This is a genomic window from Holophagales bacterium (genome assembly GCA_016719485.1).
Taxonomy (GTDB): Bacteria; Acidobacteriota; Thermoanaerobaculia; order UBA5066; family UBA5066; genus UBA5066.
The window spans coordinates 241,187-266,425 of sequence record JADJZB010000020.1 but is presented as its reverse complement, the minus strand read 5'-3'; the positions used below and the strand labels follow the sequence as shown (position 1 = coordinate 266,425).

The 25,239-nt window shown below is 71.0% G+C and carries 19 protein-coding genes and 1 pseudogene; 6 read left to right on the top strand and 14 right to left on the bottom strand.

The features are described from left to right. Positions 1-32: 32 nt before the first annotated feature. The 6 genes from IPN03_11470 to IPN03_11445 form a co-directional block, all read right to left on the bottom strand. Positions 33-908 carry a cyclase family protein gene (locus tag IPN03_11470; protein ID MBK9374321.1) on the bottom strand — a complete coding sequence of 292 codons (876 nt, stop codon included), beginning with the start codon at positions 906-908 and terminating at the stop codon, positions 33-35. Positions 909-925: 17 nt separating this feature from the next. Further along, a complete protein-coding gene (locus IPN03_11465) occupies positions 926-2,236 on the bottom strand; it encodes a DUF1116 domain-containing protein (GenBank protein MBK9374320.1) in 1,311 nt (436 codons plus the stop codon). Between the two features lie 187 nt (positions 2,237-2,423). Continuing rightward, positions 2,424-3,971 (bottom strand): acyl-CoA synthetase FdrA, encoded by a 1,548-nt coding sequence (gene fdrA / locus IPN03_11460; GenBank protein MBK9374319.1) that lies wholly within the window; start codon positions 3,969-3,971, stop codon positions 2,424-2,426. Continuing rightward, positions 3,968-4,651 carry a DUF2877 domain-containing protein gene (locus tag IPN03_11455; protein ID MBK9374318.1) on the bottom strand — a complete coding sequence of 228 codons (684 nt, stop codon included), beginning with the start codon at positions 4,649-4,651 and terminating at the stop codon, positions 3,968-3,970. Before IPN03_11455 ends, fdrA begins: the two co-directional genes overlap by 4 nt. Continuing rightward, positions 4,648-7,554 carry a molybdopterin-dependent oxidoreductase gene (locus tag IPN03_11450; protein ID MBK9374317.1) on the bottom strand — a complete coding sequence of 969 codons (2,907 nt, stop codon included), beginning with the start codon at positions 7,552-7,554 and terminating at the stop codon, positions 4,648-4,650. Before IPN03_11450 ends, IPN03_11455 begins: the two co-directional genes overlap by 4 nt. 11 nt (positions 7,555-7,565) lie before the next feature. Next, entirely contained in the window at positions 7,566-8,405 is an 840-nt protein-coding gene (locus tag IPN03_11445; protein MBK9374316.1) for a xanthine dehydrogenase family protein subunit M, read from the bottom strand. A 290-nt stretch (positions 8,406-8,695) separates the two neighbouring features. Here IPN03_11445 and uraA point away from each other — a divergent pair, with 290 nt between their 5' ends. Next, on the top strand, positions 8,696-9,994 hold the full coding sequence (gene uraA / locus IPN03_11440; protein MBK9374315.1) for a uracil permease: 1,299 nt from the start codon (positions 8,696-8,698) through the stop codon (positions 9,992-9,994). A 21-nt stretch (positions 9,995-10,015) separates the two neighbouring features. Here uraA and IPN03_11435 read toward each other — a convergent pair. The 3 genes and pseudogenes from IPN03_11435 to IPN03_11425 form a co-directional block, all read right to left on the bottom strand. Continuing rightward, positions 10,016-10,615 (bottom strand): annotated as a pseudogene (locus tag IPN03_11435) (MFS transporter). A 604-nt stretch (positions 10,616-11,219) separates the two neighbouring features. Next, positions 11,220-12,446, bottom strand: coding sequence for a DUF819 domain-containing protein (locus tag IPN03_11430; GenBank protein ID MBK9374314.1), 1,227 nt, complete (start codon positions 12,444-12,446; stop codon positions 11,220-11,222). Between the two features lie 27 nt (positions 12,447-12,473). Then, positions 12,474-13,784, bottom strand: coding sequence for a SpoIIE family protein phosphatase (locus IPN03_11425; GenBank protein MBK9374313.1), 1,311 nt, complete (start codon positions 13,782-13,784; stop codon positions 12,474-12,476). A 111-nt stretch (positions 13,785-13,895) separates the two neighbouring features. Between IPN03_11425 and IPN03_11420 the strand changes: the two genes are divergently transcribed. Both IPN03_11420 and IPN03_11415 read left to right on the top strand, forming a co-directional pair. Continuing rightward, positions 13,896-14,732, top strand: coding sequence for an alpha/beta hydrolase (locus IPN03_11420; protein MBK9374312.1), 837 nt, complete (start codon positions 13,896-13,898; stop codon positions 14,730-14,732). 30 nt (positions 14,733-14,762) lie between these two features. Beyond that, on the top strand, positions 14,763-15,329 hold the full coding sequence (locus IPN03_11415) for a hypothetical protein (protein ID MBK9374311.1): 567 nt from the start codon (positions 14,763-14,765) through the stop codon (positions 15,327-15,329). A gap of 46 nt (positions 15,330-15,375) precedes the next feature. Here the strand turns inward: IPN03_11415 and IPN03_11410 are convergent, their stop codons facing one another. Further along, positions 15,376-17,481, bottom strand: coding sequence for an ATP-dependent helicase (locus IPN03_11410; GenBank protein MBK9374310.1), 2,106 nt, complete (start codon positions 17,479-17,481; stop codon positions 15,376-15,378). A gap of 60 nt (positions 17,482-17,541) precedes the next feature. On the opposite strand from IPN03_11410, the gene IPN03_11405 reads away from it, so the two are divergent. Together IPN03_11405 and IPN03_11400 are read left to right on the top strand one after the other, a co-directional pair. Next, on the top strand, positions 17,542-18,228 hold the full coding sequence (locus IPN03_11405; protein ID MBK9374309.1) for an inorganic pyrophosphatase: 687 nt from the start codon (positions 17,542-17,544) through the stop codon (positions 18,226-18,228). 23 nt (positions 18,229-18,251) lie between these two features. Continuing rightward, on the top strand, positions 18,252-19,859 hold the full coding sequence (locus IPN03_11400; GenBank protein ID MBK9374308.1) for a protein kinase: 1,608 nt from the start codon (positions 18,252-18,254) through the stop codon (positions 19,857-19,859). 504 nt (positions 19,860-20,363) lie between these two features. Here IPN03_11400 and IPN03_11395 read toward each other — a convergent pair. Beyond that, complete coding sequence (locus tag IPN03_11395; protein ID MBK9374307.1) at positions 20,364-22,688, bottom strand: S8 family serine peptidase; 2,325 nt, start codon at positions 22,686-22,688, stop codon at positions 20,364-20,366. A 176-nt stretch (positions 22,689-22,864) separates the two neighbouring features. On the opposite strand from IPN03_11395, the gene IPN03_11390 reads away from it, so the two are divergent. Beyond that, positions 22,865-23,359: an aldo/keto reductase gene (locus tag IPN03_11390; GenBank protein ID MBK9374306.1), complete on the top strand. Its 495-nt coding sequence runs from the start codon at positions 22,865-22,867 to the stop codon at positions 23,357-23,359. 33 nt (positions 23,360-23,392) lie between these two features. On the opposite strand, the gene IPN03_11385 is transcribed toward IPN03_11390, so the two are convergent. Genes IPN03_11385 through IPN03_11375 form a run of 3 tightly spaced genes read right to left on the bottom strand, consistent with a single transcriptional unit; the run spans position 23,393 to position 25,237 of the window. Then, positions 23,393-23,698 (bottom strand): hypothetical protein, encoded by a 306-nt coding sequence (locus IPN03_11385; protein MBK9374305.1) that lies wholly within the window; start codon positions 23,696-23,698, stop codon positions 23,393-23,395. A gap of 16 nt (positions 23,699-23,714) precedes the next feature. After that, positions 23,715-24,962 (bottom strand): glycine C-acetyltransferase, encoded by a 1,248-nt coding sequence (gene kbl, locus IPN03_11380; GenBank protein MBK9374304.1) that lies wholly within the window; start codon positions 24,960-24,962, stop codon positions 23,715-23,717. Between the two features lie 17 nt (positions 24,963-24,979). Beyond that, positions 24,980-25,237, bottom strand: a complete 258-nt coding sequence (locus IPN03_11375; GenBank protein MBK9374303.1) for an acyl carrier protein — start codon at positions 25,235-25,237, stop codon at positions 24,980-24,982. Positions 25,238-25,239 lie beyond the last annotated feature (2 nt).

Genomic DNA, 25,239 nt, shown 5'->3' with positions numbered 1-25,239 from the left:
TGAAAGCACGACGAGCCGTTCCCGCTTCGGCCTCAGCCCTTCTTCCGGGCCTCTTCGTGGAGCCAGGCGTTCGGGGCCCCCGACACGTCGTTCCACTTCGTCATCACGGCCTTCGACTTCTTCTCCATCAGCGCGGCGTGCCGGTCGTCGTCGACGAACGCGACGATGCGGCAGATGCACGACTCGCCGTCGACGAGGCGCCACGGGAAGGCGCCGATGACCGCGCGCTGGTTGAGGAGGAGGTCGATGTCTCCGCCGAGGCACTCGGCGTGGATGATCCCGTGGTTGAAGAGCTCGAGGTGCATGAGCTGGTACTTGCCGTCGTCGTAGAACTCGTCGAGCGGCTTGCCGTACTTCGCGCGGAAGTGGGCGTCGGCTTCCTTGGCCTGCCGCGGCATCCAGGTCCGGATGATCGTGTTCATCGGGTGGTCCGCGCTGCCGCAGTCGACGCCCAGCCAGCGAAGCTTCCTCTTCTTGCACCACTCGGCGAACTCCCGGTCGGGGCCGGGGTGCTTGACCATGTAACGGATCTCGTCCGCCTCGGGCTGGTCCCACCCGTAGTGGTGGTAGCCGGTGTGGATGATGAGGATGTCGCCGTCCTTCACCTCGACCCGGTCCTCGACCATCTTCGACGTGTAGACGTCGTAGTCGCCGACGGCGTCGGAGAGGTCGACGATGGCCCCTTCGTGCATCAGGAAGTCGAGCTGGAGGGCCGCCATGTCCTTGCCGGGCGAGTAGAAGTGGATCTCGCCGTCCATGTGCGTCCCGAGGTGGTTGCTGTGCGTCAGGATCTGCCCGTTCGCGCCGTTCGGCGCGAGCCGCTTGAAGTACTTCATCTGGAGCGGCTCGTAGGTGGGCCAGGCCGGGGTGCCGATGCCGAGGGGGATGGAGAGCTCGATCGGACGCATGGACGACTCCTTCGTTTTCAGACGCGGGGCGACGCGGCCGCCGCGCGGACGTGTTCGGCGAGCGCCTCGAGGGCGGCGTGGAACGCCTCCCAGGGCGGGTTGACGAGGCCGGCTCCCACCTGCCCCACGCCGGGGTCCCTGTGGGCGATGCCGGTGTTGATCTGGGGGAGGAGGTTCCTCTCCTCCACGAGGCGCAGGTCGATGCCGGTCGGAGTGCCGGCGAACCCGAGGGCGGGAATCGCGAAGCCGGAGTTCGCGCCGAGAGTGATGCGGCGCATGGCGCGGGTGGCTGCGAGGGCGTCCTCGGCAGTCCCGCCGACGAACTGGACGATCGCCGGCGCGGCCCCCATCGCGAAGCCGCCGAAGCCGGCCGTCTCCGTGATGGCGCTGTCGCCGATGTCGGGGTTCGCGTCGGCCGCGGTCCTGCCCGGGAAGTAGAGGCCGCGCACCATCTGCGCCGGTCCCGTGAACCAGCGTCCCGGCATCGACGCGACCTGGATGCCGAAGTCGGTCCCGTTGCGGGCCATCACGGTGACGAGCGAGGAGAGCCGCTCCCCCTCGGCCGCCTTCAGCATGCACTTGCCCATCGGCATCGAGAGGTTGAGGAAGAAGTGGTCGTTGCCGTTGACGAACTCGAGGACCCGCGCCGCCTTCTCGCGGTCCTCGGTCGCCCTCACGATCGCCGGAGTCAGCTCGCGGAAGAAGAGCGACGTGCCCGCGCGGTTGCGGTTGTGCCCCTCGTCGCCCATCTGGAGCGCCTGGGCCATCAGGTGCTTGAGGTCGATCGGCCCGCGGAGTGCGAGGGCGGCGGCGAGGACCGGGGCCAGCTCGTCGCGCATGAAGTCGAGGCGCGCGAGGACCTCCGGCGAGAACGCCCCGTAGCGAAGGACCTTGCCGAGCCCCTCGTTCAGGGTGCAGAACGTCCGCGTTCCGGCTCTCTCGCCGCCGCGGTCCTCCACGATGAAGACCGGCATCGACGGCGTGACGAGGCCTGCCATCGGGCCGACGGCGTCGTGGTGGTGGCACGGGTCGAAGCGGACGGCCCCGGAGGCGGCGAGCGCCGTCGCCTCCTCCACGCTCTTCGCGCGCCCCTCGTGCAGGAGGCCGCCGATCACGGCCCCGCGCAGCGGGCCGCACATCCGCTCCCACGTCACGGGCGGGCCGGCGTGGAGGAAGAGGTCTTCGGCCATGCCGGGGATGACGTCGCGCGCGATGCCGATGCCGACGAGGTGCGGACGGCTCGCGAGGAGGCGGGCCAGGGCGCGCGCGTTCGCCGCGTCGATCTCCGGGGCCTTCGGGCCGGAGAGGACCTCGGAGAGAAGCGCCATCCGCCGCGGGTCACCGCCCGAAGGAGGCTCGAAGTCGACGAGCGTCACCGTCGCGCCGGTGGACCGTGGGGCTTCGGCGACGGCATCGATTCCGGCGTGGACGACCTCGAGCCGTCCGTCGAGAAGGGCGGATGCGCTCCACCCGCCATCTCACCGGACTCCGTCTTTGCGCTCGCTGCGTTCGGACTCACCGCGCCACCTCCTCGCGGACGAGAGGGAGGAGCGTCGCGGCTTCCGCGGCCGCCAGAGAGGCCGAGGATTCGACGTGGATCCCGGCGTGGCGCAGGACGTCCTCCTGCCGGGCGGTCCCCTGCGGGTCGCGCTGCGAGCCGCAGACGGAGACGACGACGGCGAGGGGTCGCCCCCCGCGCGCCGCGCGGGCAGCGACGACGCACCGGACGAGCTCTGGCGCAGGGTCCGGGTGCGCGCCGTCTCCGAGGACGAGGTCGAGGAGGAGGACGCGGACCGAGAGGTCGGCGCCGGCCGCGCGGATCAGCTCGCATCGGACGGTCTGGTCGACCATCGGGTGCGGCCGGCCGACGGTGTAGGCGTCGTCCCCGGTATCTACCACGAGGTTTCCGGCAGGGAGCGGCACGTGGGCCGACAGTTTCTCGGCGGGAACGACCGTCTCGACGCCGCGCGCCGCGAGGACGCAGCGCGCCTCCGCCGCGAGCGAGCCGCCGCCAAAGAGGCCGACGAGCCGAGCTTCTCCGATGGCCTGGCCCGGTCCGGGGCCCTCGTCCGGCTCCACCGACGCCGACACCTCGGGCGCAGCCCGGGCGCCCGCCCACTTCGCCGCCGCTTCCGCCGCTTCGTCGAGGGAGCCGGCGTACACCACCCCGTCCACGGCGCCCCGTGCCGGCTCGCCGAGGTACCGGACCGCGACCGGCTTGCCGAGCGTCGCGAGGATGCCGTGAAGCCGCCTTGCCACGCTCTCGGCCGGGTGCTTGGCGACGAGGAGGACGCACTTCGTCTCCGGGTCTCGCGCCAGGAGCGCCAGTCCCGCCTCGGTCATCGTGCCGCCCACTGCTTCCGAAAGGTCGCGGCTGCCGGTGCCGATGGCGTGGGAGATGCCCACGCCCCTGCGGTCGAGGAGACACGAGAGCTCCTGGATGCCGGTGCCGGAGGCCCCGACGATTCCGACCGCTCCGTGTTCGACGCGGTTCGCGAAGCCGAGGCCGACCCCGGAGAGGATCGCCGTTCCGCAGTCGGGGCCCATGACGAGGAGGCCGAGCCCCGCGGCCCGGCGTTTGAGGGCGACCTCGTCGGCCAGCGAGACGTTGTCGGAGAAGAGGAAGACACTCCGCCCCGCGTCGAGCGCCCGGTGCGCAACGAAGGCGGCGTACGGGCCGGGGACCGCGACCGATACCAGGTTCGCCTCCGGGTGGGTCTCGAGCGCCTCCGCCACGGTTCCGGGACGCCGTGCCGCCGCGGACCCGCCGCCCGCGGAAGCGCTGGCGCCCTTGCCCTCGAGCAGGCGGCCGAGCGCGGCCTGCACGGCGCAGAGCGCCTCGGGCGAATCCGTCCGCAGCGCGACGATCATGTCGAGCGGTGTCGCACGCGCCAGCTCCGACTCGGGAAAGCCCGCTTCCGCGAGGAGCCGGCGGTTCGTCTCGGTCCCCATCATCGCGACGGCCTCGGAGACGCCGGGGAGGGCGGCGAGCTCCCGGCTCACCTGCATGAGACGGGCGGAGTCCTGGTAGCAGCCCGGGTGGACGAAGACGCCGGTGCTCATGGCTTCTCCTCGCCATCGATGACGCCGTGAACGAGCGTGAGCGCCCCCGCGAAAAGGTCCGCGCCCGAATGAGCCCCGGTGGCGGCGAGCCGGACCGTCAGGGTCCGGAGCGACTCCGGGTCTGCATGAGGGTTGCCGAGCATTTCGACGGCCGAGGCGAGGACGGAAGGGAACTGTCCCCTGGAGGCGTTCTGGAGGAGACGGTGCGCCGCCGGGGTCGTCTCCTCCGAAGGAAGGCCCGCGAGCGAGGTGGAGAATGCGACCGCCGCGCGCGCCTCGACGAGCCCTCCCCCGACGAGGCGCTGCGACATGGCCGCGAGACCGACGAGGAGGTCGTCCCCTGTCGGGGTGAGCCCCGGCCCGAGGCCGGTGAGCGCCGCGGCGTCGGGGCGGTAGGCGACGACGCGCACGTCCCCCGAGAGAAGAGTGCGGACGAGCGACCGGACGCGGGCATGGGCCCACTTCACGACCGTCTCCTCGATGGAGCCCGGCTCCCCGCCCTGCCCCGAGAGGAGCGCGCGGGTACGTGCGGGGACGAAGATGCAGGCGAGGTCGAGGACGAGCGACGCCCTCGAGACCGGTCCCGGAAGCGGATCGAGCTCGCGGCACGGGAGCGGCTTCAGAACGCGCACCGGGTTCATCGCGTCGTCCAGGAAGGTGTCGATCGCGGCACTCCTCACGCGGTCACGCTCGACGGGACGGCCGCCTCGGCGTTCGCCCCCTTCGCCGCGCTCTCCTTCTCCCTCAGCGCCCGCCAGACCTTCTCGGCCGTGATCGGCATCTCGGAGATCCGGACGCCGCACGCGTCGAAGAGGGCGTTGGCGATGGCGGCCGGCGTCGGGATCATCGTGTGCTCGCCGATGCCGCGCGCCCCCATCGGCCCGTCCTTCTGCGGCGTCTCGACGAAGTCGACCGACATCACCGCCGGCACGTCCTCGGTGGACGGGATCTTGTAGTCCATGAGGGAGGCGTTCAGCGCGCGGCCCGTCTTCGTGTCGAGGACGAGCTCCTCCATCGTCCCGGTGCCGATCCCCTGGACGATGCCGCCGTACGTCTGGCCCTTGATGAGGCCGGGGTTCACGACGCGGCCGACGTCGTAGCAGGCCGCGATCTTCTCCACCGTCACCTGCCCCGTCTCCGGGTCGACCGAGATCTCCACCGCCTGCGCCCCGAACGTCCACTTCGCCACCGGCTTGGCGCTCTGGCTCGTCGCCGGGTCGAGGAAGAGGAGCCCCTCGGGAAGGTACGACGTGGCCGCGGCGACCGGGCCCCCGATGGCGTGGCCGTCGGGGAACTGGTAGCCCATGACGAGGCGCGCGAGCGGAAGCGACCGTCCCGTCGCCTCGTGGACGACGGCGCCGCCCCGGAGGGTCAGCTCCGCGGCAGGCACTCCGAGCGCCTCGCCCGCCGTGTCGCAGAGCTTCCGCCGGATCTCCTCCGCCCCGCGGAGGACGGCGTTCCCCGTCGCCCAGGTCTGGCGGGACGCGACCGTCTGCCAGTCGTAGGGCGAGAGGTCGGTGTCGGGGCAGCCCCGCACGCGAACCGTCTCGACGGGAATGTCGAGAGCTTCCGCCGCGAACTGTGCGACGACCGTCATCAGGCCCTGCCCGTAGTCGATTCCCGCGATGAGGATCTCGAGCGTGGCGTCCTCGGCGAACTTCATCACGACCGACGACGCGGCGTCGTTCGGCATGGCGGGCGCCTTCACCGCGCAGGCGATGCCTTTTCCGCGGTACGGCGTCTTCTCGCGGCCGGGATCCATCCCGATCTCGTCCGCGACCCTGCGGATACAGAGGTCGACGCGTCCGGCGTGCTCGTCGAGAACCTGCCCCGTCACCGTCGACTTTCCGGCGCCGAGCGCGTTGAGGAGCCGGAACGCGACCGGGTCCATCCCGATCTCCAGGGCGACCTTGTCCATCTGCTGCTCGAGGGCCCAGTGGATCTCCTGCATCCCGAAGCCCCGGTAGGCGCTGCCGACCGGGCGGTTCGTGTAGACGCCGATGCTGTCGCCCTCCACGTTGGGGAACTCGTACGCCCCGCCGCAGGTGTAACCCGCCGCGCGGACGATGTTCACGCCGTAGCCGCCGTAGCCGCCGCAGTTCCAGAGGTAGTGCATCTTCTGGGCCTGCACCTTGCCGCTCCGGTCGACGCCCGTGACGAGGGTCGCCGTCAGCCCCTGCCTCACGACCGTCGCGAAGAACTCCTCGTGCCGGTCGACCATGAGCCGGACCCAGCGGCCGCGGCAGCGCATGGCGAGCGCGACGGCGATCGGCTCGAGGTTGATTCCCGCCTTCCCGCCGAAGCCGCCCCCGACGTAGGGCACGTGGACCCTGACGTCGCCGTGGGAAAGGCCGAAGCAGGCCGAGAGGAGGTGGCGCACCGTGAACGGGCTCTGCGCCGAGGTGTGGACCTCGACCTTCCCCGCGAGGTCGACGCGCGCGACGGAGACGTGCGGCTCCATCGGGACGTGCTGGACCTGCGGGACGCGGAAGACGTTCTCGAAGACGCGCCACGCGCCGCCCAGCGCCTTTGCGTAGTCGCCCTTCCGGATCTTCAGGTGGTTGCAGACGTTCGTCCCCGCCTTCGGCTGGATCCACGGGACGACCTCGTAGCTCCCGAGGTCGGGGTGGACGAGCGGCGCCCCCGGGGCGAACCCCTCCTCCACGTCGAAGATCGGCGGGAGCGGCTCGTAGTCGACCGCGACGACGGCGGCCGCCTCGGCGGCCGCCTCGGGCGTCTCGGCGGCGACGGCGGCCACGGGGTCGCCGACGAAGCGGACGCGGTCGGTCGCGAAGACCGTCTGGTCCTTCAGGTAGATGCCGGTGTGGAGCGGGAAGTCGCGGCCGGAGACGACCGCGCGGACACCCGGCATCCGCGCCGCCTTCTCCGTCCTCACGTCGAGGACCCGCGCGTGCGGGTGGGGCGAGCGGACGACGGCGACGTGCAGGAGCCGCGGGAACTTCAGGTCGGCGGTGTACTGCGCCGCGCCCGTCACCTTCTCGAGGCCTTCGACGCGGGGGACGTCCGTGCCGACGGAACGGGCGGCGGTCACGCCGTCACCTCCCGCGGGCGCCGCGGCCTTCCCCGCGCCGGCCTCGTCGTCGACGCTGGAAGCGGCCCTCATCTCGGCCGCCGCGGCGTGCACGGCGTCGACGATCTGGCGATAGCCGGTGCAGCGGCAGAGGTTCCCGGCGAGGGCCTTGCGCACGTCGTCCTCGGACGGGTCGGGCTTCTCGCGCAGGAGGGCCGCCGCGCTCACGATCATCCCCGGCGTGCAGAAGCCGCACTGGATGGCCGCGTGGGAGAGGAACGCCTTCTGGAGAGGGTGAAGGACGTCGTCCTTGCCGAGCCCCTCGATCGTCGTCACCGACCGGCCGTCGGCCTCGACGGCGAGGACGAGACAGCTGTTCACGGGGCGCCCGTCCATGAGGACCATGCACGACCCGCACTCCCCCTCGTTGCACCCCTCCTTGGCCCCGGTCAGGTCCAGCCCGTCGCGCAGGAAGCGCAGGAGCGTCGTGCCGACCTCCACGTCGGCCGTCTCGGGAACGCCGTTCACCTCGAGCGAGATCGTCTTCTTCATCGGCGCCCCCTTCAGCCCAGGCCCTCGACGCCGCGGCGGACGAGGACGCCCACCATCTCGCGCCGGTATTCCGCGCTCCCGCGCAGGTCGGTGATCGGACGGCAGGCGACCCTCGCCGCTTCCGACGCCTCGTCCGCGGCGGCCGCCCCCTTCGCTTCGAGCAGCTCTTCCACCGCGCGCAGGCGCAGCGGAGTCGGAGCGACGGCCGCGAGCGCCACGCGCCAGCGCGCCGGGAGAGTGCCGTTCGACTTTCCTACCAGGACGCCGACGGTCGCCAGGTCCATGCCGTTCCGCCTCGAAAGCCGAAGGTACGAGCCCCGGAAGCCGGCGGAGGCACCTGGAAGGACGATCTCCGTCACCAGGTCCCCCGGGCTGAGCGCGGCGAGGCCGGGCCCGAGGAAGAACTCGCGGATGGGAATCGAGCGGCGTCCGGCGGAGGAGGCGACCTTCACCTCCGCGTCGAGGGCCAGGAGCGCGACCGCCGTGTCGGCCGCGGGAGAGGCGTTGCAGAGGTTTCCGGCGAGAGTCGCCCGCTGGCGCAGCGGCCACGCGCCCACCGTCTTCGCACACTCGGCCAGGAGCGGAAAGCGGTCGAGGACGTCCGGGTGGACCTCGATGTCGGCGAGCGGCACCGCGGCCCCGATCGAGAGGCCCCCGTCCGCAGTTTTGCGGATCTCGTGAAGGCCAGGGATTCGCTTCAGGTCGACGAGGCGTTCCGGAGCCTTCCGGCCCGCCCTCATCTGGGGGAGGAGATCGGTCCCGCCCAGGAGCCACGCGGTCCCCGGCGTGGCTTTCAGCGCGATGGCCTCGTCGACGGTCGTGGGGGCGAGGTAGTCGAGATCTGTGGACATCAGGCGATCCCTCCCGCGAGAGCGAAACCCGGTCGGGTCCCGGCTCCCGCTGCGTGATCGACGGCGTTCGAAAGAGAAACGGGTCTCAAAGCGCTCCGTCCGGAGCGGCGCCCAGCGGGCATGACCTTGGCATCCTAGTCTTCGACGCGCCGCGAGGGAAACGTCGGAATGCGCCGAGGAATCGGCACGAATTCGCCTCGACGGAACTACAATGGACGGTTCCCCGAAGGGGTCAGGTCTTGATTTTCCAATATAGCCGGACGGCGGGCCGGCTCCGAGGAGGACGCTCCATGGAGCGACGGATCATCGACGTCGACGAGCGGCTCCCGCTCCTTCAAACGCTCCCTCTTTCCCTCCAGCACCTCTTCGCGATGTTCGGGGCGACGGTCCTCGTCCCCTTCCTCTTCAAGGTGAGCCCCGCGACGTCGCTCCTGATGAACGGCATCGGGACGCTCGTCTACCTCGCGGTCTGCCGCGGGAAGGTCCCGGCCTACCTCGGGTCGAGCTTCGCGTTCCTCTCGCCGGTCTTCGCCGTCCTGGCGCACCCGGAGCTGGGGGGCTATGCCGCCGCCCAGGGGGGCTTCATCGCATTCGGCGTCTTCTTCATCCTGGTCTCGCAGGTGGTCCGGGTCGCGGGAACCCGCTGGCTCGACGTCGTCTTCCCGCCCGCCGCCATGGGGGCGATCGTCGCCGTCATCGGCCTCGAGCTCGCCCCCGTGGCCACGAGCATGGCCGGTCTCACCGGCGAGGGTGCGACCCAGCCCGGCCGCGGAACCGTCGTCGCGGTGGCGATGGTGACGCTCGGCGTCACCATCCTCGGGTCGGTCCTTTTCCGGGGCTTTCTCGGGGTCATCCCCGTCCTCGTCGGAGTCGTCGTCGGCTACGGAGCCGCGCTCGTCGCCGGAATCGTCGACCTCTCGGCCGTCGCAGGCGCACCCTGGCTCGAGATGCCCCACGTCTACGCGCCGACGTTCTCGCCGCAGGCGATCTTGATGATTCTCCCCGCAGGTCTCGTCGTCCTCGCCGAGCACATAGGCCACCTCGTCGTCACGGGGAACGTCGTCGGACGCGACTTCGTGAAGGACCCCGGCCTCCACCGCTCCCTCCTCGGCGACGGCCTCTCGAACGTCCTCTCCGGATTCGCCGGCGCCACGCCGAACACGACGTACGGCGAGAACATCGGCGTCATGGCCATCACGCGCGTCTTCAGCGTGTGGGTCATCGGCGGCGCCGCGGTCCTGGCGATCGTCATCTCCTTCGTCGGCAAGCTCGCGGCCGCGATCCGGAGCATTCCGACGCCCGTCATGGGCGGCGTCTGCATCCTCCTCTTCGGCGTCATCGCCGCCGCGGGTATCAGGATGCTCGTCGAGAAGAAGGTCGACTACACCCGGCCCCGCAACCTCGTCCTCACCTCCGTCGTCCTCGTCAGCGGCGCGAGCGGCGCCGCCGTGAAGCTCGGTGCCGTCGAGCTGAAGGGAATGGCCCTGGGCACCTTCGTCGCCGTCGCCCTCAGCCTCCTCTTTGCGCTCTTCGACCGGCTGGGGTGGACGAACGAGGGCGGCCCGGCGCGCTCCGGGATCGCCGACTGACGCTCCGGCGACCCGCGTCGATCAGGCCGCGGCGGCGCCCGGCGCCCGGACGGTCCGCGAGTCGGGCAGCGTCAGCGTGAGGGCGACGGCGAGGAGAGGCAGCGCCGAGACGACGAAGAGCGGGCCCGCGACCCCCCAGCGATCCGCGACGAGACCGAGGAGCGGAGCCGCGAGACCGCCCGCGGTGACCGCGAGGCCGACCGTCACGCCCGAGGCCGTCCCGACGTGGTTCGGCAGGTACTCCTGCCCCATCACGACGAGGACGCTGAAGGGGAGGTAGAGAGCGAGAGAGAGCGGGACGAGGAGCGCCGTGGCGACGCGCGGGTCGCGCGCGGAGGCGAGGGCGTAGAGGAGAGGCGCCAGGGCGGTCATCGAGACGAGGATGACGACTCGCCTGCCGAAGCGGTCGGCGAGCCGGCCGCCGGCGAGCGTCCCGACGACGCCCGTGCCGAGGAGGATCGAGAGCGCCGTCGCCCCTTCCGCCTTCGTCCGTCCGAGGACTCCCGCGAAGAAGAGCGGCAGGAACGACGAGAGCCCGGTGTAGACGACCGACCGGCTCATGACGACGACGGCGAGGCGACCGAACGGTCCCCACCGGTCCGCATCGGGCGGCGGCGGCCGTCCCGTGCCCGTGAGCCCGGAGCGCCGCCAGCCGGCCCAGCTGGGTCGAGAGGAACGCGGCGACGAGGAGGATCGGGAGGAGCGGCGCGAGCGTCGCCCTCAGGCCGAGCGCGAGGACGAGCGGCGTGATGACGAGAGGCCCGGTCGCCATGCCGAGATTTCCGCCCGTCGAAAAGAAGCTCATCCCCGTCGCGCGCTTCTCGCCCGAGGCGAACGCCGCAGCCCGGGCCCCCTCCGGGTGGAAGGCCGCGACGCCGAGACCGTGGAAGGCGACGCGCCCGTGGGTAGGTCGGCGCGACGCCCCCGCCCATCCGCGTCCCCGGGACGAGCCAGGGGGACGGCCGGCGATCGGCGAAGTAGCCGAAAACCGGCTGGACGATCGAGGACGCGACCGTCGCGGCGAGGACGAGCCCGCCCGCGGCGGCATAGCTGAGGCCCCGCTCGGCGATGAAGAACGGGAGGAGGGCGGGGATCATCCCCTGCGCGAGATCGGTCGTGAGGTGCCCGAGGAGGAGGGTGCCGAGGAGCCGGAGATTCACCACGGCGTTCTGCGCGCCCGCCCGCGGAATGTCAACGAGAATCGGGGTCAGGTCTTGATTTTATATTATAGGTGGGCGACGAGGCGGCCCACGAGCAGTCCGACCCAGTTCCCGATGGCGTAGCCCCAGACGCCGACGAGGATCCCCGGGAGAACGAGCCCGTCCCACCCCTTCGCGACGGCCATCCCGGCCGCCGTCGTCGGCCCGCCGAGCGTCGCGTTCGAGGCGAGGACGGCCTCCTCGATCGTGAAACGGAAGAGCCTCGCCGCACCGAGTGTCACGACGACGTTGACGGCGGCGATGATCCCCGTGAAGAGGAAGAGGATCGGTCCCCTCTGGAGGAGTGCGGCCGCGCTCGCCGGGACGCCGACGACGACGAAGAAGAGGTACATCACGAGCGTGCCGAGCTCGTGCGCACCGCGGATCGCCGCGAGCCGTGCCGGGAATACCGTCGCGAGGCCCGCCATCACGAGCGGCAGGACGAGGTACTTCTGGCCGAGCGTCTGCCTGACGAGCTCGGGGGCGCCGGGAATCGCCCTCACCGCGTCGGCGATCGCCACCGAGACCGCGACCGCCCCGAGCGCCATGGCGAGCGCCGTCGCGAGGTCGGCGAGGGAGATCTCCTTCGGCTTCCAGAACGTGGCCGCGCGCGTCCCCTTCCCGGAGCCCGCAGCCGTACCGGACTCGTCCGCCCCCGCGCCCATCGCGTCGACCGCGTCCTCGAAGGGATGGGCGAAGAGCTTCCTCACGAGGGCGAGCCCCGGGAGGGCGACGAGGAGAGCGAAGGCGAGCGCCATCGTCACGTTGTCGGCGACGAGGAGACCTCCCACGAGCTCCTTCGGGGGCGACAGCGCGGCCGAGAGCGCGACGAGGTTGACCGTGCCGCCAATGTACGTCCCCGTCATGAGCGCCGCGGCGGCAGCGACGTCCGGGATGCCGTTTCCGACGACGAGGACGGCGAGGACGGTGCCGAGGCAGGTCCCCAGAGCGCTGAGGTTGAAGATCCAGAACATGCGACCCGATTCGCGCCAGATGCGGCGCAGGTCGGCGTCGAAGAGGAGGAGGGCGATCGCGAGCGGGACGAGGTGGCTCCAGACCGCGTCCCAGACCGGCGACTCGGGTGGGACGATACGGAGGTTCACCCCGAGCATTCCCCAGAAGAGGGCGAGGAGGACCCCGGTGACGGCGGCCGCCCAGCGGTAGCGCTGCTCGAGCCAGATGGCGACGGCCGCGCCGACGGCGAGGAAGGCCCAGAGGCCGAACGTGTCGGTCGGAGCGAGCAGGGTCGACATTTCCGCGGACGATGCCACGGCGGGCCGTCAGTCGCCCGCGCGCCGCGCCAGGAGGACGAGCGTGAAGTCGTCCTCGAACCCGGTCGACCCGGTGAACTCGCGCGCCAGCCTCACGATCTCGTCGGCGACCGCGGCCGCGCCGCGCGACGAGCCTTCGCGCACGATGGCGCGAATTCTCCCGGCCCCGAGCTCCTCGCCGTCGGGCCGGCGGGCCTCGCTGACGCCGTCCGTGAGGAGCACGAGGGTCTGCCCCGGCTCCAGCGTCGCCTCCCGCGCGACATAGGAGGCCTTCTCGAAGACGCCCAGGACCGGGCCTCCCTCGCTCAGCTCCTCCTCGCTGACGTCTGCCCCGACGAGAAGCGGAGGTACGTGACCGCAGTTGACGTACGTCAGCCGCCCGGTCGCCGGCTCGAGCTCGGCGAGGAAGCAGGTCACGAAGCCGTGCGGCCGGCAGTCGTCGCGCAGGAGCCGGTTCAGCCGGGCGGCAATCTGGGCGAGAGCGGCCCCCGACGCCACGTGAGCCCTCAGCAGGGCCCGGAACGTCGCCATGATGAGCGCCGCCGGCACGCCCTTGCCTGCGACGTCGGCGACGACCACCCCGAGCCTGCCTCCCGGGAGGCGGAAGAAGTCGTAGTAGTCGCCCGCCAGCTCCCAGCTCGGGATGTAGATGGCCGCGACGTCGTAGCCCTCGACCGAGGGCGGCCCCTGGGGGAGGAGCCGCGACTGCACCTGGTGGGCGACGCGGAGCTGCGCCTCGAGCTCCTGCTTCTCGAGGAGGCTCCTGTGGAGCATCGCCTTGTCCACGGCGACGGCCGCGGCCTCTGCGAAGAACCGGAGGGCGTCGAGGTGGTCGTCGCCGAACGCGCCGCAGCGGTCGCTCTCGAGGTTCAGGGCGCCGATCGTCCTCTCCCCGATCGTGATCGGCACCGCGATCTCGGAAAGCGTCGACTCGCGGCCAACGACGTACCGGGGGTCGAGCCGCACGTCGGGAGCCACGACGCTCTCCCCGGTCCGGATCACGTGCCCGGTTATGCCTGCCCCGTGGGAGAGCATCGGGTCGGTCTCAGGCGGCCTCTCCTCGAAGCCGCGCCGTGCGACGCCCGCGATCAGCTCTCTCCGGCGGTGGCCCGCGAAGACGTCCTCGTTCAGGACGAAGATCCCCGCCGCGTCGTACCCGACGATGGGACGCACCGCGTCGAGGAGGCGGTCGAGCGTCTCGCCGAGGTCGAGCGTGCCGCGGACCTTCCGCGAGAGGTCAAGGAGGAGCTGGACCTTCGTCTCTGCCGACAGGCCCCCCGGGTGCGCGGAATGGTCAGGCTGCCGTTCGTCTCCGCTCATCGACATCTCCGGAAGGGACGATTCGATCGTACCAGCCCGCCGCTGCAGCCAACGGCGCGAAGGAGGTCCCAGGACACGCGTGTCGCTGGCCTCCATCCCTACAATCTGCGGGTGATCCGATTTCGGACCCGCGCTGCCAGAATGGGCTGCGGCGTAACGCTCTTCGCCTCCGTCGCTCTTCCCGCCGTCATGCTGACCTCGCTCGTCCGCTCGATGATCTTCCCCGCCTCGCAGGCGCCGTTCCCCGAGCCGGGCCCGGGCGAGGGGTGGACCGTCGTTCGCTACGAGACCGCAGACGGCGTCCGCCTCGCGGGCGCGAGCTTCCCGCCGCTCGTGCCCGACCGCCCCGTCGTCCTCTACTTTCACGGGAACGCCGAGGCGGCGGCGCAGAACCTGTCGCTCGCCGGATCGCTCCACGCGCGCGGCCTCGGCGTCTTCCTCGCCGAGTACCGCGGGTACGGCGGGCTCGCCGGCTCGCCGAGCGAGCAGGGCCTCTACGCCGACGGCGAGGCGGCCCTCGCCGAGCTCGGACGGCTCGGCGTCCCACCGTCGCGCGTCGTCCTCGCCGGGCGCTCGCTCGGGTCGGGTGTCGCCGTGGAGCTCGCGACGCGCCACCGCGTCGCCGCGGTCGTCCTGGTCTCGGCCTACACGTCGATCGTCGACGTGGGACGCACCGTCGCAGGCGCGCTGGCACCGCTCGTCATCCGGGACCGCTTCGACTCGCTCTCGAAGGTCGGGCGCGTCGCCTCGCCCGTCGCCCTTCTCCACGGGACCCGGGACGACGTCGTCTCCGTGGAGATGGGGCGGCGCCTCGCCGCCGCGCGACCGGGCTCCCGCTGGGTCGAGGTGCCCGAGGCGACGCACAACGACTTCCCGGGCCTCGCGGATCTCCTCCACCGCGAGATCGAGGGCCTCCTCCCCGCTGCGCCCGGTGCGGCGCAGCGGTAACGCGCTCGCCGCGCGCTACGATTCGCGCCGATGGGCACGATCTCGCCGCCTCCCGGACAGCTGCGCTCCACCGTACCCACGTCCTCGGCTCCGGCGCCTGCCGGCCGGTCCCCCTGGACGCTCGCCCTCTTCGCGCTCGGGGCCATCGCGGCCGTCCTCTACTTCCGCCGGCCCAGCTACCTTCCCGACCTCGCCCTCACATCGGCCACCGCAGGCGGGACCGCGTCCGATTCCTCCGCCTCACCCATCCACTGCACCGGGGCCAGCGGCTGTCTCGTCGTCTACGTCGCGCCGTGGTGCGGCCCCTGCCGCTCGTCGCTGCCCGGGGACGTCGCACTCGCCGACCACATTCGCACCAAGGGCTACGAGACCGTCTTCGTCGTCGGGATGGACGAAACCGGAGCCTGTCTCGACATGACGAAGTCGATCGGCCGCCCCACGCGCCTCGACGTCCACGGGACGTGGGCCAAAGCGGCCGGCGTCCGCGGAGTCCCGCACTTTCTCGTCACGACGCCCACCGGGAAGATCAGGAAACGCCAGGCAGGGGCGTACATGGCCCCGCCCGAACAGGTCGCGGAGCTCCTCGGGATCTCCTGAATCCGGCCGCCATAGTAGAAAATCAAGACCTGACCCCTAATTCACCTTAATTGACGGGGTCGTCGTCGTCGGGGGCGAGGGTCGGATCGGCGGCGAGGCGGGGTCGGTCGGGAGCGGGCGTGAGGGCGGTGTCGACCGTTTCGTCGAGGACCCAGCGCTCGTAGAGGGTTTCGGGCAGCTCGCGCAGGAACTGGCTCGGTTCGGTGACGACGACGACGCCGTAGCGGTCGTAGGCCGAGAGCGGGTGGACGAGCAACAGCTCGTCCTTTGCACGGGTGACGGCGACGTAGAAGAGCCGACGCTCTTCCTCGAGCCCCTCGGGCGTGCGCGCGGCGCGCAGGTTCGGGAAGCGGTCTTCCTGCAGGCCGAGGACGAAGACGGCCTTCCACTCGAGGCCCTTGGCCTGGTGGACGGAGGAGAGGACGAGCCGCTCGTCGTCCTCCTCTCCCGCCACCTGGTCCTCGCCGACCGGGTCGCCGAAGAGAGTCACCTCCTCGAGGAAGTGGCCGCAGTCGTCGTAGGCGAGGGCGAACTGCGCGAGGGCCTCGAGGTCGTCGAGGCGCGCGGAGTGGTTCGGGAACTTCCCCTTCGCCACGTCGCCGTAGCCGCCGTCGTCGACGACGTAGCGGATCGCCTCGGCCGGGGAGGAGAAGTACGACGGCTTCTTCAGGGTCTTCATCGTCTCGCGGAAGCGCAGCAGGCCCGCCCGCGCGCCGGCCGGCGCCTTTCCCAGCTCGAGGGCGAGGAACGCGGCGAGCGGCTCCGGCGACTCGGAGACGGCCTCCCAGAGGACCGCCGCCGTCCGCTCCCCCACCTTCGGCAGGAGCTTCAGCGCTCGCTTGAACGACATCTCGTCCTTCGGGTTCACGAGGAGCCGCAGATGGGCGAGGACGTCCTTGACGTGCGCCTGCTCGAAGAAGCGCAGGCCCGAGCGGACCTCGTATGGGATGCCGCGGCGGGTCAGCTCGATCTGCAGCTCCAGCGCCTGGAAGTGGGCGCGGTAGAGGACGCCGATCTCGGAGAGCGGCGTCCCCTCGTCGCGCAGCTCGAGCACCCGCTGCGCGACGAACTCGGCCTGTTGCGCCAGATCCCGCGCCCCGACGACAGCCACGGGGACACCGGACTCCCGCGTCGCCACCAGCGTCTTCTCGTAGCGGCGGGAGTTGTTTGCGATGGAGGCGTCGGCGAGCTTCAGGATCTCGGGCGTCGAGCGGTAGTTCGTCTCGAGCCGGTAGACCGTGGCGCCCGGGTAGCGGTCGGGGAAGCCGAGGAGCGCCTCGGCGTCGGCGCCGCGAAACGAGTAGATCGACTGCGCGTCGTCGCCGACGACCATGACGTTCCGCTGCTCCGAGTCCTTCGCGAGGAGGTCGACGATCTCGGACTGGAGGTGGTTCACGTCCTGGAACTCGTCGACGAGGACGGTGCGGAACCTCAGTGCGAGAGCCTTCCTCACCTCGGGGTGCGTCTCGAGGAGGCGCTTCCAGTTCAGGAGGAGGTCGTCGTAGTCCATTGCGTTCGCCAGGACCTTCCGCTCGAGGTAGCGGCGGATCACCGCCCTCACGGCCTCGAGCTGTGAGAGGAGGTGGGGGTAGTCGCGCCCGACGATGGTGTCGACCTTCTGGCCCGTGTTCGCCGCGAAGGAGACGATCGCGCGAAGGAGGTCCCCCTTGGGGAAGCGCCGCTCGGTGATCGGTATCCCGAGGTCGGACGTGGCCGACTCGAGGAGGTCCTTGCTGTCCTCGGCGTCGAGGATCGAGAAGTTCGGCCGATAGCCGAGGAGCTCGGCGTGGGGCCTGAGGAGCCGTGCCCCGACCGAGTGGAACGTGCCGGCCGTCATCCGCGCGAGGTCGGCGCCGAGGAGGCCCTCGACCCGCCGGGTCATCTCCTTCGCCGCCCGGTTCGTGAACGTGAGGAGGAGGAGCGCCTCGGGGGCGATGCCGTCCTCGACGAGGCGGGAGACGCGGTAGACGAGGGTCCGGGTCTTTCCGGAGCCGGCGCCCGCCACGACGACGGTCGGGCCGTCCGGGGCGAAGACGACGGCCTGCTGCTCGGCGTTCAGCTCCCGGTAGTAGTCGATCCGGTAGCTCTTCGCGGGCGCAGGCCTGCGGAGGACGTAGCGTTTCGGGGCGGGAGGCGGACCCGGGGTCGGCATCGGCCCGGAGTATCTCGCGACCAGGGAGCCGCCTCCGGACGTTTCTGGTAGCGTTGACGCATGAGCAAGCCGATTCCCGAGGGCCTCTGGGAGCTCCTTCCCCTCCTCTTCCGGCCCCACCCGTGGCACGGCATCTCGGTCGGCGACGAGGCTCCCGACAAGGTGACCGCCTTCATCGAGATCGTGCCGACGGACCCCGTGAAGTACGAGCTCGACAAGACCACCGGGTACCTGAAGATCGACCGCCCCCAGAAGTTCTCGAACGTCTACCCCTCGCTCTACGGCTTCATCCCGCAGACGTACTGCGGGGAGGAGAACGCCGCGTTCTGCGCCCAGAAGACGAAGCGCGAGGGAATCGTCGGCGACGGCGACCCGCTCGACGTCTGCGTCCTTTCCGAGAAGGACATCTCCCACGGCGACGTCCTGATGGACGTGATCCCGATCGGCGGCCTCCGGATGCTCGACAACAACGAGGCCGACGACAAGATCGTCGCCGTCCTCGAGGGCGACGCCGTCTTCGGCCAGCTGCGCGAGATCTACCAGCTTCCCCCGGCGCTCGTCGACCGGCTCAAGCACTACTTCCTCACCTACAAGCAGGCGCCCGACTCGCTGCAGCCGCACCGGGTGGAGATCACCCACGTCTACGGGCGCGAGGAGGCCCACGAGGTGATCCGCCGGAGCCGCGCCGACTACGACAAGAGGTTCGGAAAGCTCCGCGAGCTCCTGACCGCAGCCCTACGGGCCTGACGGGTCGGGCTCTGGACCCCGCGATGGAGACGGACGCCTTCGCGCCCCTGCAGGAGCTTCTCGCCGGGCGGTACCGGATCGACCGGGAGCTCGGGCGGGGCGGGTTCGCGACGGTCTACCAGATATGGAACCCGCGCCTGGAGCGGGCCGAGGCGCTCAAGGTCCTCGCGCCGGGGCACCAGGCCGACGAGGACTTTTCCCGGCGCTTCACGCAGGAGGTCCGTCTCGCGGCGGCTCTCGAGCACCCCTCGATCGTCAAGGTCTACGACTTCGGGGAGACCCGCGGGATCTACTGGTACTCGATGCAGCTCGTCGAGGGGCGGACCCTCTCGGGAGAGGTCCGGGAGCGAGGTCCCCTTCGCGAGAGAGAGACGGCGCGCATCGCGATTCCCCTCCTCGAGGCGCTCGAGTACAGCCACGGCCGCGGGATCGTCCACCGCGACATCAAACCCGAGAACGTCATCCTCGACCGCGACGGCCGGCCCTTCCTGATGGACTTCGGGATCGCGAAGTCTTCCGGCTCGCTCGTCAAGACGCAGACCGGTTTCCTCCTCGGGACGCCGGCCTACGTCGCTCCGGAGCAGGCCCAGGGAAAGAAGCTCGACGGGCGAGCGGACCTCTACGCCCTCGGCGTGACGCTCTACAAGACCGTGTCGGGAGCCTATCCGTTCGAAGCGGAGGATCCGCTCCAGGCGGTGATCCTGAGGCTGACGCAGCCACCCCGACCGCTCGGTGAAGCCCGTCCCGGGGTCGACCCCGGTTTCGCCGGGATCGTCATGCGCGCGCTCGAGCGCGAGCCGGACCGGCGCTTCCCTTCCGCCCGTTCCATGCGGGACGCGATGGACGCCTATCTCGCGGGTCGCCCGGCGGAGACCGCGGCGACCCGGGTTCTGGGTTTCGGGGAGGTCCAGGACGGCGCGGCGCCGGCGCCGCCTCCCATGTCGCCCGATCCGACCGTCCTCGGGCCCGTAACGCCTCAGGTTCCCGCTCACGCGGACACGCAGGCGCCGCGCGTCGTCGCGACCTCCGTCCTGAGCGCGCCGTCGCGCCGTTCGTACGTCGTCCCCATGGCGGCGGTGTTCGTCATCCTCCTTTTCGCGGTGGCCGGAACGGGGCTCGTCGTTCTCCGGACCGGCGGGAAGCCCGCGGAGAAGCCGTCCGCACCCCGGCCGACGGCTCTCCCGACCCACGCGCAGCCGGAGGCGGCGCCGACCGCCCTCCCGCCGTCGCCGACCCTGGTGACGACCCCGGCGACGCCTCCGGAATCCGCTCCGGCGGCCGTCCCCGAGCCGACGGCAGCGACGCTCCGCGTCCTGCGTCCCACGCGCCCTCCCGATCCGGCCCCTCCTCCGGTGCGCAGGGCGGTCACGCTTCCCGAGCGCCTGACGCCCGATCCGCCGTTCGCCGGCGCGACTCCCGGCGGCTGCTCCGGCGCCGCGGTGACCGTCGGCTTCGCCATCGACCCGGACGGCAACGTCGTCGCCCCGCGCCTGTTCCCGTCGGATGCCCCCCCCGAATGCGGCCGGTTCGTGATGGAGGCCCTGCCCCGCTGGAAATGGCGGCCCGCGGTCGACGCCGCCGGCGCACCGGCCCTGTCCGCGCGCCTCATGGTCTACGTCCAGCTCCCCTGACCGGCTCCCGGTATCATTCGCCCCGAATACACCGAAGGGGGACAACATGCTGAACCGTGCCCGGGCCCTTGCCCTCGTCGTCGCCTCTGTCGCTTTCGCCTCCGCGTGCGGCCCGAAAGTCGACCTGAAGATGGCCGTCGAAGTCGTCTCCGACCCGGGAGAGGCGACGGTGACGTTCAAGGGGAAGGACGTCGGATCGACCCCGGCCGCCGTCCAGGTCACGACGTTCGACGAGCTGATGTCGATCGCGGCGCGCCGCGACGGGGCGCCCGTCTCCGAGAAGCGCGTCCGGATCATCGCCCCCGACAAGGCCCAGCTCGTCTTCCGCTTCGGCACCGACGCCTCGGCCGTCGCCAAGAAGCTCGGGCTGGCGCAGGTCCTCGTCTTCGACTACTCGGAGAAGGTCTCCTTCGACAGCGGCCGCAGCGAGCTGAAGCCCGACGGCCTGCCGGTCCTGAACAAGCAGGCCGACATCCTGAAGGCCTACTTCCCCAACGTCGACGTCTACGTCTGCGGCCACACGGACTCGACGGGCGGCGACGACCTCAACCTGAAGCTCTCCCTCGATCGCGCCCGTGTCGTCTCCGACTTCCTCGTCGGCCGCGGCGTCCCGAAGGAACGCCTGAAGGTCCAGGGCTTCGGAAAGGAATACCCGAACGACACGAACGACACGCCCGCCGGCCGGGGAAACAACCGGCGGACGGAGCTGATCCTGCCGCAGTAGAGAGCCAGGTCCACTACCTGAAGTAGCCGCTCACGTCGACGATGGCGTGCACCGAGCCGGTGGAGCCGTTCGACACGCCGAGGCTCGGCCCGACCCCGAGCAGGACGAAGGCCCAGTTCGCGCGCGTCTGGCCGGGCCTGAAATGGAGCGTGCCGGTCGGGAGGCAGGGGGCCGTCCGGGGAGAAGAGGGTCAGGGCTCCCGTGGACTCCGCTTCGGTCGCGGTCACGTTGACCGCCACGGCGACGGCGTCCGCCGGGACGCCGCAGGCGCCCGCCAGGACGAACGTCCGCGCCTGTCCGGCGGCGAGAACTGGCCCACCGAGCGGTCCGTCGGCCCATCGCGTGTCGAGGACACGGCAGGGGACGAGCGTGTGGAACGACGTCCCCGGCGGCGCCAGGTAGGTGTACGCGGCGCCGATCGTCCCCGAAGCCCCGCCGGGGTTCGTGACCGTGACGTCGACTGCGCCGGGCGCTCGGGGAGGTGCGACCGCGACGAGGCTCCCCGCCGAGCCGACGGTCACCGACGAGGCCGCCACTCCGCCAAACGAGACGGCCGGCGGCGTGGAGGTCGAGAAGTTGGCACCGAGGATCGTGACCGCGGTCCCTCCTGCGGACGGGCCGTCTGCCGGAGAGACGCCCGAGACGATCGGCCGGACGAAGGCGAGATCCACGGCGGCCTTCACGTCGAGGCTCCCCCAGCCGAAGACGTTGTTCGGCCGCACGCCCGCAACGGAACCGCACGCCGACGAGCTGACGGCGACTGCCGAGTCGGCCAGGATCCTCTCGGTCTGTGCGACCTGGCCCACGAGGGCGGGCTGGGCGGACCAGATGAGCGCGACGGCGCCGGCGACGTGCGGCGAGGCCATCGAGGTTCCCGAGAGCGATCCATAACCTCCGCCGGGAACGCTCGAACGGGTGCTCGTTCCGGGTGCCGCGATGTCCGGCTTCGTCCGTCCGCTCCCGTCGAGCGTCACCGGGCCCCGGCTGCTGAAGGAGGCGATCGACGTCGTGCCCGTCACCAGCGCCCCGACGACCCAGCTCTCGGCGTAGATCGCCGGAGGGTCGGCGACGGTGGAGCAGGCGGATCCCGAGTTCCCCGCCGAGACCGACGTAAAGATCCCGGCCGCGCGCTGCGCCGCGACGGCGAGCCTCAGGGTATCGGCGGCACACCCTTCGTAGGACGGACAGGCCCACGAGTTGTTCGTCACGTGCGGGGCCTTAGCAGGGTCGCCCTGCGCCGGAGTCCCCCCGACCGGGTACGGCGCGAGGAAGAACTCGAGGCACTCGAGGTAGGTCGAGGGCGTCCCGTTTCCGCCGTCCATGTTGCGGCAGCCGATCCAACGCGATCCCGGCGCCATCCCGATCTGGTTGGCTCCGCCGAGGCCGGCCACCGTGCCGAGAGTGTGGGTTCCGTGCACGTCGTCGTCGCAGGGAGCGACGGCGTTCGCGCCGCACGGCCCGGTCGAGGAGTGGATGGAGTCGTGCCAGTTGTAATCGTGGCTGGCCGTTACGCCGTTCCATCCCCGGTACGCCGCCTGCAGCGCCGGGTGGGTCCACGAGATTCCCGTGTCCTGCCCGCCGACGACGATCCCGACGCCGGTGTGTCCGGCGGCCCAGACCTCCGGCGCGCGGGTCTGAGCGATTCCCGGCTCGACGGCGGCCACGGAATCGCCGCGGGATGTCCCGGGACCGGGTTTCGGCAGGTCGACCGCGACCCGGGCGTCTCCTTCGACCCGCCCCACGTCGGCGCGGGAGGCCAGCTCGAGGACGACCTTGCGGCCCACGGTCATCGCCACGGCGTTTGCGGCAAAGAAGGAGCGGTGGGGAACCCCGAGCTGGCGAAGGCGCTCGAGAAGAGAGGCTTGCGACTCGCGGGCCGTCCGGCGAAGCGCCTCGGTGACGAACCGCCCCTTCTCCCCCTTCGACGCGAGCGCGGCCGCGCCGGAAAGATCGGCCTGCGTCGAGAGCAGGACCAGGATTGGCGCCTCGCCCGCCCGCTCGGTGGCCGCCAGGACCCACGGCGAGATCTTCGCGGCCTCGGCCGCCGACGGAACGCCGGGCTCCGGATCTGCCGACGCCGCTGAGACAGCGAGGACGAGCGCCAACGAAGTGAGGGCCCTCCCGAGTCCCGCCCGGCAAGAGCCGGAGCCCGGCCGTCTCGCCACGTCCCGAGTCAGCCCCGGCTTTTCGAATCGGCTCGTCATCGATCCCCCCGTCCTCTTCCTGGCGCACGCCCAGGCCCAGGGAGGATTCTCTCCCGGCAGGCACCGGTCCGGATGGCTTGCCGGCGCGGGCCGAGGGCAAGATCCGGTTCCTCGGCGCCTCTACCGGGGGAGAGATCGCGCGCAGGTGCATCGCGCCCAGGTGCATCGCGTCCGGCGACTTCGACGTTCTCCAGCTGGACTACAGCCTGACGAACCGGGGTGACGAGGGCGTCGTCCGGCTCTGTGGAGAACGGGGCATCGGCGTTCTCGTCCGGGGCGGCCTGGCCTATGGCCGGCTCACGACGCGGGTCCTTCCCCACCTCGAGAGCCTGAACGAGCCAGAAAGGTCACTGACGAAAGCCCTGCTCGATCTGGTCGGTGGCGACGGCCGGAAACTGACGGCGCTGGCGTTGCAATTCCTGTATCGGAACCCCCACGTTACGTCCGTCCTCGCGGGAACGAGGCGCACCGAGCACGTGAAGGCCAACCTCGACCTCGTGGACCTGGACCTCGGCCCCGGCACGCTGGAGGAGGCCATCAGGATCACCGCCCCGCCTGCGACCGTCGTGTAGCGGCCCTGCCCGCCTCGGCGGTGCCCCGTCGCCTCAGGGCACGTGCCCGGCGTACTCGGCGACGACCATCTGGGCGACTCCGTTCAGCGCCTCGTCGAGCGTCTTCCCCGTCGCCTCCTCGTACTCCTCTCCCCGCTTGGCCTCGGCACGCCAGGTGAGGCCCCAGCGGACGGTCCAGCCGTCGCTCTCGAGATCGCTGACCTTCTTCAGCCAGTCCCGCCCCTGCGAGACGCGCAGGGCGGTGAGCGCCTGGAAGACCGCCTTCAGGAGCTCCAGGTCGTCTCCCTTCGGGTCGACCCCGTCGGGAATGGGGACCTCGAGGATCCGTCTCGGCTGCATCGCTGCCTCCTCTCCGTCAGAGCCCGTACCGGGCCACGATCTCGGCCTTCGTCTTCCCGAGGATGTCGTGCTTCTTCCCGACCTTCACGAACGCGTCGAGAGCGCGCTCGAGGTGCTCGCGCGTGTGGGCCGCCGAGAGCTGCGTCCGGATGCGCGCCTGCCCCTTCGCCACGACCGGGAAGAAGAAGCCGACCACGTAGACCCCCTCGGCGAAGAGATCCCGGGCCACGTCCTGCGCGAGCCTGGCGTCGTAGAGCATCACCGGGACGATCGGGCTCGCGCCGGCCTTGATGTCGAAGCCGGCCTCGGTCAGGCCCTTCCGCCAGAAGAGCGTGTTCTCCTCGAGATGGTCCCGCCGTTCGGTGGTCTCCGAGACGAGGTCGAGGACCTCGAGCGTTCCCGAGACGATGACCGAGGCGAGCGTGTTCGAGAAGAGGTACGGCCGCGCCCGCTGGCGGCACATGTCGACGAGCTCCTTGCGCCCGCTGACGCAACCCCCGGAGGCGCCGCCGAGCGCCTTGCCGAACGTCGTGGTGACGAGGTCGACGCGACCGTGGACGCCGCAGTGCTCGGGCGTCCCTCGACCGGTCCTCCCGATGAACCCCGTGGCGTGCGAGTCATCGACGAAGGTGAGCGCGCCGTACTTCCCGGCGAGGGCGACGATCTCGTCGAGCTTCGCCAGGTCGCCGTCCATCGAGAAGACGCCGTCGGTGATGACGACCCGGAACCGCTTGTCGGCGTGCTCGACGAGCTTCTCCTCGAGGTGCCCCATGTCCGAGTGCTTGTAGGTGTCGGTCATCGCCTTGCAGAGCCGCATCCCGTCGACGATCGACGCGTGGACGAGGCGGTCGGCGATGAGGACGTCCTTCTCGCCGAAGAGCGCCTCGAAGACGCCGGCATTCGCGTCGAGGCAGGAAGAGAAGAGGATCGTCTCCTCGGTCCCGAGGAACTCCGAGAGCCGGCGCTCGAGCGTCCGGTGGATGTCCTGCGTGCCGCAGATGAAGCGGACCGAGGACATCCCGTAGCCCCGTTTCTCGAGGCCCGCGTGCGCGGCCGCGACGACGCGGGGGTGCGAGGAGAGTCCGAGGTAGTTGTTCGCGCAGAGGTTGAGGACCCTCTTCGGCGCGGCCCCGACGGGGAACTCGACCTCGATCTCGGCCCCCTGGGGGTCGTGGATGAAGCGTTCGTCCTTGTAGAGACCGGCCGCGCGGATCGCCTCGAGCTCGGAGCCGTAAACGTCGCGGAAGGAGGCGACGGCAGGAATGACGGCCGCGTCCACGGTCAGGCCTTCACTGCCGACAGGCGCTCGACGAGGGCGGCGATGGAGTCGACCGTGTCGAACGCCTCCGGGGTGGCGTCTGCGTCGGGGATCTTCAGGTCGCACTTGCGCTCGAGGAAGCGCTTGAGCGAGACCATCGAGAACGAGTCGACGATGCCGCCCGAAATGAGACGGGTGGAAGCCGTCAGGGTCCGGTCGTCGTCCTCCTCGAGGTACTCGCGGCGGACGTATTCCAGGATGGCGATCCGAAGGTCGTCCATGG